This window comes from Eikenella corrodens (assembly GCF_900187105.1).
In the GTDB taxonomy this organism is placed as follows: domain Bacteria; phylum Pseudomonadota; class Gammaproteobacteria; order Burkholderiales; family Neisseriaceae; genus Eikenella; species Eikenella corrodens.
The window spans coordinates 867,388-881,358 of the sequence record NZ_LT906482.1 but is presented as its reverse complement, the minus strand read 5'-3'; the positions used below and the strand labels follow the sequence as shown (position 1 = coordinate 881,358).

Annotated in this window: 14 protein-coding genes and 1 pseudogene; 8 read left to right on the top strand and 7 right to left on the bottom strand. The window is 48.4% G+C overall.

Features of this window, described 5'->3' with window-relative positions; genetic code table 11:
• Nucleotides 1-55: 55 nt before the first annotated feature.
• Entirely contained in the window at nucleotides 56-1,963 is a 1,908-nt protein-coding gene (locus tag CKV94_RS04435) for an ATP-binding cassette domain-containing protein (protein WP_095114598.1), read from the top strand.
• Between the two features lie 51 nt (nucleotides 1,964-2,014).
• Here CKV94_RS04435 and CKV94_RS04430 read toward each other — a convergent pair whose 3' ends face one another.
• From CKV94_RS04430 to CKV94_RS04420, 3 genes are all read right to left on the bottom strand, one after another.
• Nucleotides 2,015-2,350 (bottom strand): thioredoxin family protein, encoded by a 336-nt coding sequence (locus tag CKV94_RS04430; protein ID WP_002641729.1) that lies wholly within the window; start codon nucleotides 2,348-2,350, stop codon nucleotides 2,015-2,017.
• A gap of 92 nt (nucleotides 2,351-2,442) precedes the next feature.
• Nucleotides 2,443-2,943, bottom strand: a complete 501-nt coding sequence (locus CKV94_RS04425; protein WP_223417298.1) for an OsmC family protein — start codon at nucleotides 2,941-2,943, stop codon at nucleotides 2,443-2,445.
• A gap of 46 nt (nucleotides 2,944-2,989) precedes the next feature.
• A complete protein-coding gene (locus tag CKV94_RS04420; protein WP_003824814.1) occupies nucleotides 2,990-3,838 on the bottom strand; it encodes an aldo/keto reductase in 849 nt (282 codons plus the stop codon).
• A gap of 128 nt (nucleotides 3,839-3,966) precedes the next feature.
• On the opposite strand from CKV94_RS04420, the gene CKV94_RS04415 reads away from it, so the two are divergent.
• The gene (locus CKV94_RS04415; protein WP_095114597.1) at nucleotides 3,967-4,848 is read left to right on the top strand and encodes a LysR family transcriptional regulator; all 882 of its coding nucleotides are present in this window, start codon (nucleotides 3,967-3,969) and stop codon (nucleotides 4,846-4,848) included.
• A 79-nt stretch (nucleotides 4,849-4,927) separates the two neighbouring features.
• Here CKV94_RS04415 and CKV94_RS04410 read toward each other — a convergent pair whose 3' ends face one another.
• From CKV94_RS04410 to CKV94_RS11460, 3 genes and pseudogenes are all read right to left on the bottom strand, one after another.
• Entirely contained in the window at nucleotides 4,928-6,565 is a 1,638-nt protein-coding gene (locus tag CKV94_RS04410) for an NAD-dependent malic enzyme (protein WP_003824810.1), read from the bottom strand.
• A gap of 323 nt (nucleotides 6,566-6,888) precedes the next feature.
• Nucleotides 6,889-7,359, bottom strand: a pseudogene (locus CKV94_RS11465) (LysR substrate-binding domain-containing protein); the annotation flags it as partial.
• An 18-nt stretch (nucleotides 7,360-7,377) separates the two neighbouring features.
• The gene (locus CKV94_RS11460) at nucleotides 7,378-7,755 is read right to left on the bottom strand and encodes a LysR family transcriptional regulator (protein ID WP_003824808.1); all 378 of its coding nucleotides are present in this window, start codon (nucleotides 7,753-7,755) and stop codon (nucleotides 7,378-7,380) included.
• 107 nt (nucleotides 7,756-7,862) lie between these two features.
• On the opposite strand from CKV94_RS11460, the gene CKV94_RS04400 reads away from it, so the two are divergent.
• Nucleotides 7,863-8,093: a DUF2798 domain-containing protein gene (locus CKV94_RS04400; protein WP_003784226.1), complete on the top strand. Its 231-nt coding sequence runs from the start codon at nucleotides 7,863-7,865 to the stop codon at nucleotides 8,091-8,093.
• Between the two features lie 192 nt (nucleotides 8,094-8,285).
• Nucleotides 8,286-8,966 (top strand): type 1 glutamine amidotransferase domain-containing protein, encoded by a 681-nt coding sequence (locus CKV94_RS04395; RefSeq protein WP_003778834.1) that lies wholly within the window; start codon nucleotides 8,286-8,288, stop codon nucleotides 8,964-8,966.
• Between the two features lie 84 nt (nucleotides 8,967-9,050).
• Here CKV94_RS04395 and CKV94_RS04390 read toward each other — a convergent pair whose 3' ends face one another.
• The gene (locus CKV94_RS04390; protein WP_003824806.1) at nucleotides 9,051-9,548 is read right to left on the bottom strand and encodes a MarR family winged helix-turn-helix transcriptional regulator; all 498 of its coding nucleotides are present in this window, start codon (nucleotides 9,546-9,548) and stop codon (nucleotides 9,051-9,053) included.
• 103 nt (nucleotides 9,549-9,651) lie between these two features.
• On the opposite strand from CKV94_RS04390, the gene CKV94_RS04385 reads away from it, so the two are divergent.
• From CKV94_RS04385 to CKV94_RS04370, 4 genes are all read left to right on the top strand, one after another.
• Nucleotides 9,652-10,317 carry an NAD(P)H-dependent oxidoreductase gene (locus CKV94_RS04385; RefSeq protein WP_003824805.1) on the top strand — a complete coding sequence of 222 codons (666 nt, stop codon included), beginning with the start codon at nucleotides 9,652-9,654 and terminating at the stop codon, nucleotides 10,315-10,317.
• Between the two features lie 15 nt (nucleotides 10,318-10,332).
• Nucleotides 10,333-10,692, top strand: a complete 360-nt coding sequence (locus CKV94_RS04380) for an aspartate/glutamate racemase family protein (RefSeq protein ID WP_223417321.1) — start codon at nucleotides 10,333-10,335, stop codon at nucleotides 10,690-10,692.
• 171 nt (nucleotides 10,693-10,863) lie between these two features.
• Nucleotides 10,864-11,718, top strand: a complete 855-nt coding sequence (locus CKV94_RS04375) for a HamA C-terminal domain-containing protein (RefSeq protein ID WP_035581231.1) — start codon at nucleotides 10,864-10,866, stop codon at nucleotides 11,716-11,718.
• Nucleotides 11,715-13,847, top strand: a complete 2,133-nt coding sequence (locus tag CKV94_RS04370) for a DEAD/DEAH box helicase (protein ID WP_003824802.1) — start codon at nucleotides 11,715-11,717, stop codon at nucleotides 13,845-13,847. The genes CKV94_RS04375 and CKV94_RS04370 overlap by 4 nt, the downstream gene beginning before the upstream one ends.
• Nucleotides 13,848-13,971 lie beyond the last annotated feature (124 nt).

The window sequence follows — 13,971 nt, the reverse complement described above, 5'->3', positions numbered from 1 at the left end:
AGGCCGCCTAAAACCCCAAAAACCAGCCTGCACCCCAACCAAACAAGGACTTACCATGACCATCCTCCAAGCCGAAAACCTATCCTTCGCCTTCGGGCACGTTGCGCTGCTCGACAAAGCGTCTTTCCAACTGGCCGCGGGCGACAAAGTCGGCCTGATCGGGCGCAACGGCGCGGGCAAATCCAGCCTGCTGAAAATCCTCGCCGGCGTGCAGAAGCCCGACGACGGCCAGCTCATCCTGCAAAACGGGCTGAAAACCGTGTATGTGCCGCAGGAGAGCTTTTTCGACGGCGCGGCCACTGTATTCGACATCGTGTCCGAAGGGCTGGGCAGCCTGCGCGGCGTGCTGCGGCGGTACCACGAAATCGGCCGTGAGCTGGCACACGGACAAAACGACAGCATTATCAAAGAATTAAACGAACTGCAAAACCAAATCGAAGCGCAAAACGGCTGGCAGTTCGACGCGCTGGTGAGCCAGACCATCGGCGAGCTGGGGCTGCCTGAAAACGAAAAAATCGCCAATCTGTCCGGCGGGCAGAAAAAGCGCGTCGCGCTGGCGCAAGCGTGGGTGCAGAAGCCCGACATCCTGCTGCTGGACGAGCCGACCAACCATTTGGACATCGACGCGATTTTGTGGCTGGAAAACCTGCTGAAAAACTTTTCAGGCAGCCTGATTGTGATTACCCACGACCGCCGTTTTTTGGACAATGTGGCCAACCGCATTGTGGAACTCGACCGAGGCAGCCTGCGCTCCTATCCCGGCTCGTTCGCCAAATACAGCGAGAAAAAGGCGGAAGAACTGGCGGTGGAAGCCGAACACAACCGCCTGTTCGACAAATTCCACGCGCAGGAAGAGGCGTGGATTCGCAAAGGCATCGAAGCGCGGCGCACGCGCAACGAAGGCCGCGTTAAGCGTTTGGAAGAATTAAGGAAACAGCGTGCGGCGCGCCGCGAACGGCAGGGGCAGGTGTCGTTCAAACTCGATTCGGGCGAGAAAAGCGGCAAAATCGTCGCCGAGCTGGAACACGCCTCGTTTGCGTACGACAACAAACTGATTATGAACGATTTTTCCGCCGTGATTCAGCGCGGCGATAAGATTGGACTTATCGGCGCGAACGGCATCGGCAAAACCACGTTTTTGAAGCTGATTTTGGGCGAACTCGCGCCGACCGGCGGCAAAATCCGCCTCGGCAGCAAGCAGGAAGTGGCGTATTTCGACCAATTCCGCAGCGCGCTGAATGAAAACGACACCGTGTTTTACACGCTCGGTCAGGGCAACGATTATGTGGAAATCGGCGGCAAAAAGCGGCACGTGATGGGCTATCTGGAAGACTTCCTGTTCCACCCCGCCCGCGCCCAGTCGCCCGTGTCGTCGCTCTCCGGCGGCGAGCGCAACCGCCTGCTGCTGGCCAAACTGTTCACCCGCCCCGCCAACATTCTGGTGCTGGACGAGCCGACCAACGATTTGGACATCGACACGCAGGAATTGCTGGAAGAACTGCTGCGCGACTACGCCGGCACCGTGTTCCTCGTCAGCCACGACCGTATGTTTTTGGATAACGTGATTACGCAGAGCATTGTATTTGAAGGGAAAGGCCGTCTGAAAGAATACATCGGCGGCTATCAGGACTATGCCGATGCGAAAGCGCGCGAAGAGAAAGTACAGGCTGCTTCCACCCCCGCCGCCAAGCCCGAAAGGCCGTCTGAAAAAGACAAACCCAAGCCCAACCGCACGGCCAAGCTGTCGTACAAAGAACAGCGCGAACTCGACGCCCTGCCCGACGAAATCGCCGCGCTGGAAGCCGAACAGGCCGATTTGAACGCCCAACTTTCCGCCCCCGAAATCTTCAAAGACTACGAAAAAGCCGGCAGCCTGCAAGCGCGCGCGGAGGAAATCGAAACGCTGCTGCTGGAGAAATTGGAACGGTGGGAGATGCTGGAAGGGAAGCAGAACGGGGGGTGATTTTGAGGGTTCAGGTAGCCTGATAGGGCGTCTGAAACATTGATAGACCAGTTACTGATGTCCGCTTTCTGCTACTTTTGTCCATTTTGCCAATGTCTGCTTCATTTGTGCCTGAGGGATGAAGCGGGCCATCCGTTCTACTTCCTTGCCTTGATAAAACAGCAGCCATGCAGGTGCGGTCAGCACGTGGAAACGTCCGGCCATTTCGGGTATTTCAGCAATATCGGCTTTTACGGCATACACATTTCCTTCCTCCGCCAAAGCTGAGTCAAGCTGGGCGGCCACGACCGTACAAACACCGCAGATTGGGGCTTTGATGTACAGTGATACTAAAGGGTGTGTGGCGATGGCCTGTTCGATGTCTTTCAAAGTGTGCAGTTGTTGCATGTCATGTCCTCCTTTGAGCGATTAAGCCCTTTTCTAGTTGTCCAGAAAAGGGGCTTTTAACGAAATGAAAACAAGAAAACGTTTTGAGTCGTCTAGATTTTTTCCACAACCACTTTTGCCCGCGCTTTCAGGCTGTTCAACACTGGCGAGGTGGCGGCGGAGCGGTCGGCGAAATTTTGCAGGGTAGGAAGGTCGGCATCGGCTTTTACTTTTACGGTTAGCACCAGATTATCCAGTCCGCCGTAGCCATCTTCCATGCCGCACAGTTTGGCCATGTCGATACCGCCGCTTGCGGATATTTCAAACTGTTCCAGTTCCACGCCTGCTTGTGCTGCTTGCAACTCGAAACCTATGGCGCAGCAGCCTGCAGCAGCACCGATCAGGTATTCCATCGGACTTGGGGCGGCGTTTTCACCGCCCATGTTTTTCGGTTCGTCTGTGGTAAAGGCAGGGAAGCGGCGCACGGAGATTTCGTTCTTCGTGCCGGATACCCAGCGCGAATCGGCGCGCAATGCTGCCTTGCCTTTTGTATGGTCGTTTTCAATCGCTGCCATGGTAGTTCGGAAACGTTCGATATCTAACCCGTTAATCATGTTTTGTCCTTTCATATGATGAATTGCAGATGGTTTTTCGCTACACTTACACGTCCATTTTCCACGCGGCGATACGTTTCAAATTATCCACCGTGTCGTGATTGACGATAGCGTCGAACGTGCCGTCCAGTTTGGCAATTTCGGCTTTGTCTTCATCACTGAGAGCAAAATCAAAGACATTCAGGTTTTCCGCCATGCGTTCGGGTTTGGTGGATTTTGCCAATACAATGATGCCACGTTCCACCAGCCAGCGGGTAATCACTTGTGCCACAGATTTGCCGTATTTCGCACCGATTTTGCTTAACACGGGATTGTGGAAAATATCGTTTTTGCCTTCAGCAAACGGTGCCCATGCTTCCACGGCGATGCCTTCAGCCTGCAAAGCGGCAACGGCTTCGGTTTTTTGTTGGAACGGATTGATTTCAATCTGATTGGCTTGCGGCATCACTTTATTGAATAGTCCCAAATCCACCGCGCGTACGAGCGAAAAATTGCTCACGCCGATGGCGCAGATTTTGCCGGCTGCCTGATATTCTTCCAGCGCGCGCCATGTGCCGTAGCTGTCACCGTAAGGCTGATGAATCAGCACCATATCGATGTAATCCAAATTCAGACGGCCCAATGAACGATCCAACGAGGCTTTGGCGGCTTCGTAGCCGAAATTTTCCACCCAAATTTTGGTGGTAACAAACAATTCTTCGCGTGCCACGCCGCTGTTTTTAATCCCCAAACCGACTTCGGTTTCATTCATATAAATCTGTGCCGTGTCGACGTGGCGATAGCCTGCCTTGATGGCGGCAATCACGGCCTGTTCGGTTTCTGCAGGCGGAATTTGGAATACGCCGAAACCAAGTGCAGGAATTTGTACGCCTTTGTTTAATTTGATGTTTTGCATGATATTGTCTCCTGTTTGTTCTCATGAAAGTGTAGCCATTTTAGCCCGTGTTTTTATTGAGATAAATTAGGTTTGGTTTTATGATGTCGTGAATTAAATTCACTAATCACCTAAAACGGGGTAGGAAAATGCAGAACTTTAACGAGCTGAATTATTTTTTGACGCTGGCGCAAACGCAGAGTTTTGTGAAAGCGGGGCAGCTTTTGGGGATTTCTTCTTCGGCGTTGAGCCACAGCATGAAAAATCTAGAAACGCGGCTGAACCTGCTCCTGCTCAACCGCACTACGCGCAATGTGTCGCTGACCGAAGCGGGGCAGCAGCTTTTCGACCAACTTTCTCCACTTTATCAAGCCATAAACCAAGAAGTCGATGCGTTAAATGACTTTTTGAATACACCATCGGGGCTGATTCGTATCAATGCTCCGACGCTGGCGGCGGAAGCGGTGTTATACCCGAAATTAAAGCCGATTTTGAACCAATACCCGAAAATCCGCTTGGAAATCGTGGTGGACGATCGTTGGGCAGATATTGTGAAAGAAGGGTTTGATATGGGCGTACGGTTAGGCAACGATGTAGCGAAAGAGATGATTGCGGTGCCAATTTCCGCACCGCTCAAAATGGCGTTGGTCGCCTCGCCCGATTATTTGGCGCAACACGGTTCGCCGAAAAATATTGACGATTTGCAGCAGCACCGCCTTATCGGCACGAAGCTCTCCGCCGAACACGGCACGGTGATGCAGTGGGAATTCAAATACAAAAAAGAGCTGATTACATTCACGCCCAAATCGCAGTTTTCCATCAACAACCATCTACGCCTGCAAGCCGTTTCAGACGGCCTCGGCATTGCATGGGTGGCACATATGAGCGTGGCAGATGCACTCAATTCGGGGCACCTGGTCGAGCTGTTGCCTGAGTATGCGATGACTTACGAACCGCTTTACCTCTATTACCCCAGCCGCCGCGGGCATTCGAATGTGTTTAAGTTGATAGTGGATGCGCTGCGGATGTAGGCTACCTGAAAAATAAGAAGCAGCCTGCACTTCAATCAACAAAGTGCAGGCTGCTTTTTGCTTTCAGGTAACCTTATAGCTATTCATATACCGCCTGCCACATTGCGTCCTGCACCGCCTGTACCCAGTTTTCAGGTTGCTTGGTCGCTACACCGTCCTTGACCGCCTGTTTGGCAACAGCAACAGCAACAGTAGCAGACGATGCACGCAGGTTATTCACCGATGGCAGGAGCGACGCGCCTTCGTCCTGTGGATTGACTTGCGAGGCGACTGCTTCAGCTGCAGCCAGCAGCATCCCGTCAGTAACGTGTTTCGCACCGGAAACGATAACCCCCAGCCCCAACCCCGGGTAAAGCATGGCGTTGTTAGCTTGACCGATTTCGTAGTTCACGCCTTTATACGGCACGGGTGGCACAGGGATGCCGACAGAAATGAGCGCTTTGCCATCCGACCATTTTATAGCCTCACTCGGCATCACTTCGATTTTCTCGGTCGGGTTAGATAACGGCAGCAGAATTGGGCGCTCTACGCCCGCACATAGGGCTTTGACTACGTCTTCAGTGAATGCGCCGTGATCGGTGGATGTGCCAATCAAGATAGTCGGTTTTACTTGTTTTACAACTTCGAGCAAGCCGATTTTACCGTCCGTTTTCGCCCAATCGGCAACTTCGGCGGCGGGACGTGCATATTCCTGCTGGTAATCGGGCAAGCCGTCCATGTCGTCAGTAACCAGTCCGTTGATGTCAATCAGCCATACGCGTTGTTTCGCTTCTTCGCGACTCAGACCTTCGCGCTCCATCGCTGCACTGATTTGGTCGGCCATACCCGTACCTGCGGTGCCTGCACCATACACCACCAACCGCTGTTCGGCAAAGGTCTGTTTGGTCACTTTCAGGCCAGAGAATACGGCAGCCATCACAATCGCACCCGTTCCCTGCATATCGTCGTTGAAAATACGGTATTGGCGACGGTTCTCCATCAAAATGCGGCGGGCGTTGGACGGACCAAAGTCTTCAAAGTGCAACAGCGCATTGGGGAACATTTCAGCAGCAGTTTTCAGGTAGTTTGCAATCAATGCGTCGTAGCGTTCACCACGCACGCGGGCATGGCGATTGCCCAAATAAGCGGGATCATTGAGCAGGGCTTCATTATCTGTACCCACATCTAGATTCACAGCAATGGTGCGGCTGGGATGAATGCCCGCAGCAGCAGTATAAACTGCCAGTTTGCCGACGGAAATATCCGTGCCGTTCACACCCCAGTCGCCGATACCCAAAATCTCTTCCGCATCGGAAACCACAATCAAATCTACATCATCTGCACCCAAGCCCAGCGTTTCAAACGATGCACGGATGTTTTCAGGATGGTTTACATCCAGATAGACAGCTCGCGAACGGCGGTAGTCGCGGCTCCATTTTTTAATTGCTTCGCCGACAGTGGGGTCGTAAACGACGGGCAGCATTTCGGCTAGATGGTCAATCAGGAGTTTGTAGTACAGTACTTCGTTGCGGTTGTGCAGTTGATCGAGAAAGATATATTTTTCAATATCTTTTTCATAGGATGAAAACTGGCGGTAAGCACGCGTGGCCTGTTGTTCGAGCGTTTCCACAACGACAGGTAGGCGGCCGGTCAGGCCATATTTTGCTCGCTCTTCCAACGTGAAAGCGGTATCTTTGTTGGTGAGAGGGTTCTGTAGGATAGCGGGGGTGTTGCTCATATTGTGTCTCCTGTGAAGGTTAGGAAAAGCTCGTCCGAAAAATGGACTGTTATATTGTACTTAAAAAAATACGGATTAAAAGTTAATTTAACAACCTAGAAAGTCCTTAAAAGTTGATGATTAGCCTTTTAAAGACTAATAACGGACGTGTCACAATGAAACTGAATCTAAACCACGGCGAAATTAACAAACGTATCAGCAAGGCCATTGCTAAATATCGCCAAGCAAGCGTAGCCTACTTGGGTAGGGTGTGGTACACACGCACGTGGTTTTCAGTTTTCGGGTAACCTTTTCAGGCTACCTGAAACAGTGCAGGCTGCTTTTTATTGTGCCGACATGTGTTCCAACACCTCCGCGAAGTAATCCGCCACCGCCCTGACGCTGGGGCTGCGGCGTACGTCTTCGTGCATCACCAGAAAGAGTTCCGCTGCGAATTCAGGTAGCTGGGCATCCGGATTGAGTGAGACGGGATGCAGCCTGTCAGCGGGGAAAACGGCGAAATCAGGCAGGATACCGATGCCGATTTGTTCGCACACGGCTTGTTTGACAGCGGCGAAGTCGTTGCTGGCGAAGGAAATGTCGGCATCTTCGCCGATTTGTTCGGCAAACCAGCGGGAAAAACGGGTGTTTACGGCAATTTGCACGAAACGCCAGTCTTCGCGGCGGATGGTTTTCAGGTAGCCTTCATGGCCGTAGATGCGGTAGGAGAAATGGGCGATGCGGCGCACGGCAAGGTCGTTTTGGGTGGGGCGGACGAGGCGCAGGGCGATGTCGGCTTGGCGGCCATGCAGGTCGGCGAGTGCGGCATCACTTTAAATGATAAGACGTATGTCGTTGTGTTTGCGGTAGAAATCGGCAATGTGGGGCATCAGCAGGAGTCGGGCGACGAATGGCGGTGCGGAAATGACGACGCTGTGCCGCAGCTCGGCCTGTTCGCGCGCGGTACGCTGCAACATGCTTATATCTTTACAGATTTCGCAGGCATGGCGGTAAAGCCGTTCGCCTTCTGGGGTGAGCAGGTAGCGTTTGCCGATGCGGTCGAACAGGCGCAGGCCGAGTGCGTTTTCCAGCTGGGCGATTTGCCGCGAAACGGTGCTGTGCTGCACGCCCAGGTGTTCGGCAGCAGCGGTAAGGGTTTGTTTTTCCACGAGAGTGGTGAAGTGGCGGATGCCGTTCCAGTCCCAATCCATTATTGCTTCCTTTGTGTATTTTTTGGCTGTGTTTGCCAATTTATCTTATTTTCGTTTTTTTATAAACGGTTTAAACTGCACGATATGGATTTTTTGAGGGGAGCGAGATGAAAAAATTGCCGAAAAAATACGCGGGCGTATTGTTTTCTTTTTACGCCTCAGCGGTGATGGTGCTGATTGTGAGCGCGGTGCTGGTGGCGCTGAATACCGGTATCGACGCGGGCTACCTGCAGCGCTTGTTGAAATCATATTTGATTACTTGGCCGGTGGCATTCGCCAGCCTGCTCGGCGTGCGGCCGTTGGTGGTGAAATGGGTGGCGGCTTCGGTGGCGGATTGAGGCTACCTGAAAACATGAATAAAGCAGTGACAACCCTAATTGCATCAAAGTGCAGGCTGCTTTCAGTTTCACAAAAGCTCCGCTTTTCATAGACAAACTAATATTGTTTTTAAATTTCAGACGGCTGAATACAGCCAAAAGCTCCTCTGAAAACCAGCCTTTATTTACCAACCTTGCAGACAGGAGACACACATGTCCGACAAACCCATTCTCTACGTTGTAACCAGCAATGCCGTTAAAGGTGCAAGCGGCCAGCCCACCGGCTTTTGGTTGTCCGAACTCACGCACCCCATGCACGAAACCGAAGCCGCCGGGCACCGAAGCGAAATCGCCGCCATCCGAGCCGGAGTCGCCCCCGTTGATGCCGACAGCCTGAATATGGATGACCCCGTGAACGCCCATTACTGGCAGCAAACTGACCTGCAACAACGTTTGCAAGCTGCGCCCGGGCTGGGCGGTCTGAACGGCGCGGACTATTCCGCCATTCTGTTTACCGGCGGCTACGGTACGATGTGGGATTTCCGCGAAAGCCTTGACGCGCAACGCCTTATCCGCGAAGTGTACGAAAACGGCGGTATCGTTGCCGCCGTCTGCCACGGCCCTGCCGCGCTGGTGGACGCGAAACTTTCTAATGGCGAATATCTGGTCAGCGGCAAAAACGTTGCCGCTTTCACCAACGCCGAAGAAGAAGCAACGGGCGGAGCTAAAATCGTCCCCTTCCTGCTGGAAACCGCGCTCGTTGAACACGGCGCAAAACACCATGCCGCGCCGAACTGGGCGGAAAACGTGGTGGTGGATGGCCGTCTGATTACCGGTCAAAACCCGGCATCCGCCAAAGGCGTAGGGGTGGCGTTGGCAAAGGCATTGGGTTGATGAAGTGAAAAAAGCAGCCTGCACTTTGGAAATTGAAGTGCAGGCTGCTTTTTATTGTGCCAATTTTATGTTTTCAGACGGCCTTCACGTCTCCAAAGCCCTCAACCACGCCGCCAATCCTTGTTCGAGTTGCGTGCGGGTGTCCGCATCCAGCTTTTCCAGCAGCCGCTTTTCGTTTTCCACATGCGGGAACACGGCTTTTTCAATCAATTCTTCACCTTTATCTGTCAGGCGGACCAGCAGGCTGCGGGCATCGTCCGGGTTGGGCAGGCGGTCGATTAAGCCTTGGTTTTCCAGATTTTTCAGGCGCGTGGTCATGGTGCCGGACGTTACCATCAGCGATGAGAACAACTCGGTCGGGGTCAGCGTATAAGGCGCGCCACTGCGGCGCAAAGTGGCCAGCACATCGAACGAGCCTTCGGTTAAACCGTATTCTCCGTAAACTTTCTCCAGTTCGCGCGCGATGACGGCAGCGGCGCGTTTCAGACGGCCGATTAAAAGCATATTTTCGGCGGCCAATTCAGGCAGTTCCTGCTTCCATTGGGCAACGGCGCGGGCGGCTGCATCAAGGTGTTCGGTCATAGAATGCTCCGTTCGGTTTAAATGGCGATTATTTTATCTTGACCTCAAGCTAATCTCCATTTATATTTAACTTGAATTCAAGATAATTTTGCTGGAGAAAACCATGTTTGCCGATAAGCAAGCCGTTTTAAACGCCTTCCGTTTCCGCCACGCCTGCAAAAGTTATGATGCGGCGAAGAAAATCCCTGCCGATGATTTTGCTTATATTTTGGAAACCGCACACCTGTCTCCCAGCTCGTTCGGGCTGGAACCTTGGCGGTTTTTGGTGGTACAAAACCGTACTCTGCGCGAAGAGTTGCGCGACATCGCATGGGGCGCGGCGGAAAAAATCATGGATTGCAGCCATTTTGTGATTTTGTTGGCACGCACACAGGCTGCCATGCAGACGGATTATCAGGAAAAAATCTGGGGCGGCGTGCATGGTATGCCGTCTGAAACTTTTGAAATGATGCAAGGTTTTTTTAACCAGTTTGCCGAAACCGATTTTGTCATTGCCGATAATCCGCGCTCGTTTAACGACTGGGCAGCCAAGCAAACCTATATCGCGTTGGCGAATATGATGACCGCTGCCGCGTTGATTGGTGTGGATTCCACGCCGATGGAAGGCTTTCAAAAAGAAAATGTGGAAAAACTGCTGTCGGAAAAAGGTTTAATCAATCTTGACGAATACCGCGTCAGCGTCATGGCGGCGTTTGGCTATCGCGCAGGCGAACCCAAGCGAGCCAAAACGCGGCAGGCGGCGGGGGATGTTGTTCAGTGGGTGGAATAAACGGCGGTCGACGCCGTGAAAAAACAAGGCATGGACACGGTCGGGCTTTTAGGGACGCGCTTTACCGTGAGCGACGGCTTTTATACCGACTTTATGGGAACCCAAGGCGTGAAAACCATCGTCCCCACCGCGGCCGAACAGGGCGAAATTCACCGCATTATTTTCGACGAACTCTGCAAAAACAAAATCCTGTCCGAATCCACCCGCTATTTTTGCGACGTAATCAGCCGCCTCAAACAGGCAGGCGCGGCAGGCATCATCTTAGGCTGCACCAAAATCTGCCTGATTGTGAATGAAGAAAACAGCCCGCTGCCCGTGTTCGACAGCACAAAAATCCACGCGCTTGCGGCAGTGGATGAAGCGCTGGCGGGGTAAGGTCGTCTGAAAATACAGTTTTGTAGCGTGGGCTTTCCTGCAATTTTTGACGGACGGTAAAGTGATGGTGAGAGTATGAACCTTTTTCATTCTACAAAAGTTGTGTAAGATATAACTTGCTTAAAGCTAAAAACAATTTTCTTTTTGGGTGTTAATTAAGCGAGCCAAACTATGGATTATCCAGAACCACCAGCACCTTTTTTAGAAGTAAAAATTCACAAACTTGATATCACCCCTCCTATATCATCACTATGTGCAGGTTATGAATGCGGTGAATGGCGTTCATCTCAGCTTGCTGAGCATACAATGGAATGGCTACCTGAGTTTTGCCTTACCGCTAGTGAGTTGAAAAGCCTCAAGCCTGGAAACGCTTTTAGCATGATTAAGAAAGCTGCTAGAATGGTTTATCAAACAGAGAAATATAAATCACGTGGGGAATTTGGAGAGCTGTTCTTGCATATGATATTACGGCAAATCTATAAATCTATTCCCGCCATCAGTAAAATTTATTTTAAAGACTCCGTCAATCATACCGTTAAGGGATATGATGCTGTTCATATCGTTCAGATAGATGGAAAACTGGAGTTATGGCTTGGTGAAGTTAAATTTTATAACAACGCCGCTGATGCGATACGAGATGTTATAGCTGAAATTCAAGAACATACAAAGCAGGATTATTTAAGAAATGAAAAAATGCTTTTAGCCAATAAAATTGATCCTAATTCATCATTCTATCCGACATTATCAAAATTGCTTGATCAAAATACATCTCTTGACGAGTTATTTGATTGCGCTTGCATCCCTATTCTTATCACTTATGATAGCGGCACTTTGAAAAAACACAACAAAACAACAGATGACTTTAACAAAGAGCTGGAAGAAGAAGTTTTAGCAATTAGACAGAAAATTGAGGAAAAAATGTCCAACCTTAATTTACCAGTTAAAATCCATCTTTTTTTGCTTCCTCTTCAAGAAAAATCTGTGTTAATTCAAAAATTAGATGAACAGTTAAAAAGGCTGCAATGATACTTACAAAAAATGAAGTTGAAATAAAACTAAAAGATAGCAGAGAAATAAATCCTGACGATGCTTTCTTAGTTCTACAGTCTATGTGTTTTTTAGCCAATAAGGATCCTGAAGATAATGAGATACAGCAATTGCTTCTTCGTGTATTGGATCGAAAAGAAGAATTTAGTCCATTTATAGAAGTAGTAAATGGATTAATTCGACATTTTGGTCTTTATCCTTATTTGGATACGAATACAATTACTGTAAAAGATGCCATAGCAAGAGAAATTCATAGACCATCTTTGTTAGCAAACGATGATAACAACCAAAATATAGAAGATGAAGGTTTTGTATTCCACAGAGTACAGGCTGAAGTATTTCAATATTTGATGGATGGAGAAAATATCATACTAAGTGCCCCAACCAGTTTTGGAAAAAGTGCCTTAATTGATTCTCTAATTGAAAGTAAAAAGTTTGATAATATCATTATCATTGTACCAACTATCGCCTTAATCGACGAAACGAGAAGACGAATATCCGTATTAAAATGCGATCACAAAATTATCACACATGCTTCACAAGAGTTACAATCAAAAAATATATTTATTCTCACCCAAGAAAGAGCTATCGACTTTCCCGATTTGCCCAATTTTGATATTTTTATTTTAGATGAATTTTATAAGCTAGATCCAAGGGAGGATTCTGAAAGAGCAATGACTTTGAATCATGCCTTGTATAAATTACATAAGAAGTCCAAGCAATTCTATCTGTTAGGACCAAATATACAAAATGTACCTGAAGGACTGCCTGATCGATTGCAGTGTAAATTTATTCGAACCAATTATTCAACTGTCGTTACTGAGCTTATCCGAGTTGGATCAAATAAAGATCCATTTAATGATGAACTACTAAGTTTATGCAATAGCATTCAGGGCTCTACCTTAATATTCTGTTCATCTCCAAATAAAGCAAGAAAAATTACTGAACTACTTGCTAACCATTGTACTCAAATTGGTGAAGGATTAACGGATGCTGCCGATTGGGTTGCAGAAAATTATCATCCTGATTGGACGTTAGTGAAAGGTTTGAGAAAAGGTATTGGAATGCACCACGGTCAAATTCCAAGAGCGATAGCGCATCTTTGTGTGAAAGGTTTTAATGAAGGGAAATTACCATTTTTAGTCTGCACATCCACCCTGATTGAGGGTGTAAATACAAAAGCAAAAAATGTGATTATTTTTGATAACAAGATTGCAAACAAGAAATTTGATTTTTTTACTTTTAACAACATAAGAGGACGTTCCGGAAGAATGTTTCAGCATTTTATTGGACGTGTCTATTTATTCAATGATCCTCCTCAAGAGAAACTTCCTCTTGTTGAAATACCCGTATTTTCTCAAGAAGAAAATGCCGAAGAATCTCTTCTTATTCAACTTGATAAAACAGATATAACAGAACGGTCTTGGAACCGAATACAGAAATATTATGATCAGGATATTTTAGATATTAGTGTTCTACGCAGCAATTCAGGAATTAATCCAGATCTTCAAATCAATTTTGCCAATTATTTAATAGTAAACCGGATAGAGTTATCAATTTTAGCTTGGAAAAGCACTCCTACATATGATCAATTAGAACATTTGTGTTGCCTGATCTGGAAGTATTTTCTTAAAGGTAAAAAATTTCATAAGGTATCATCTGGCCGCCAATTAGCTTTTAAAATAAATCAATTAAGAAATAATGAAATTAAGGAAATTATATCGAATGAAATAACTCAAGAGAAAGAACCTGATGAAGCTGTAGAAAATACGCTGAGTTTCATTAGACAATGGGCACAATTTCATTTTCCTAGGTTGGCTATGGCTGTTTGTAGAATACAAAATGCAGTCGCTGAAAGATTAGGAGTTGCCCAGGCAGACTATTCTTTCTTTTGTGCGCAAGTAGAAAGCTTATTTACAGATTCAGCCCTAGTGGCTCTTGATGAATACGGGTTGCCCCTGCCTTTAGCAGAAAAGTTAGAGAATATGTTAAATTCAAATGGATCACTAGATACTGCTCTTAAGAATCTATCTATATTGAATTTTGATAAATTGAGTTTAACTATATTTGAGAAAGAAATGCTTAATGATGTAAAGAAATCTATTTAACTTTAACTCACCTGTGCCTGTACATTTTAATACAAATGTGCAGGCTGCTTTTTCAGCTATTCCCTAAGGTCATCTGAAAACCTTTCCCTTAATCCAGCGGCTTAAACTATCTTGATTTCAAGTT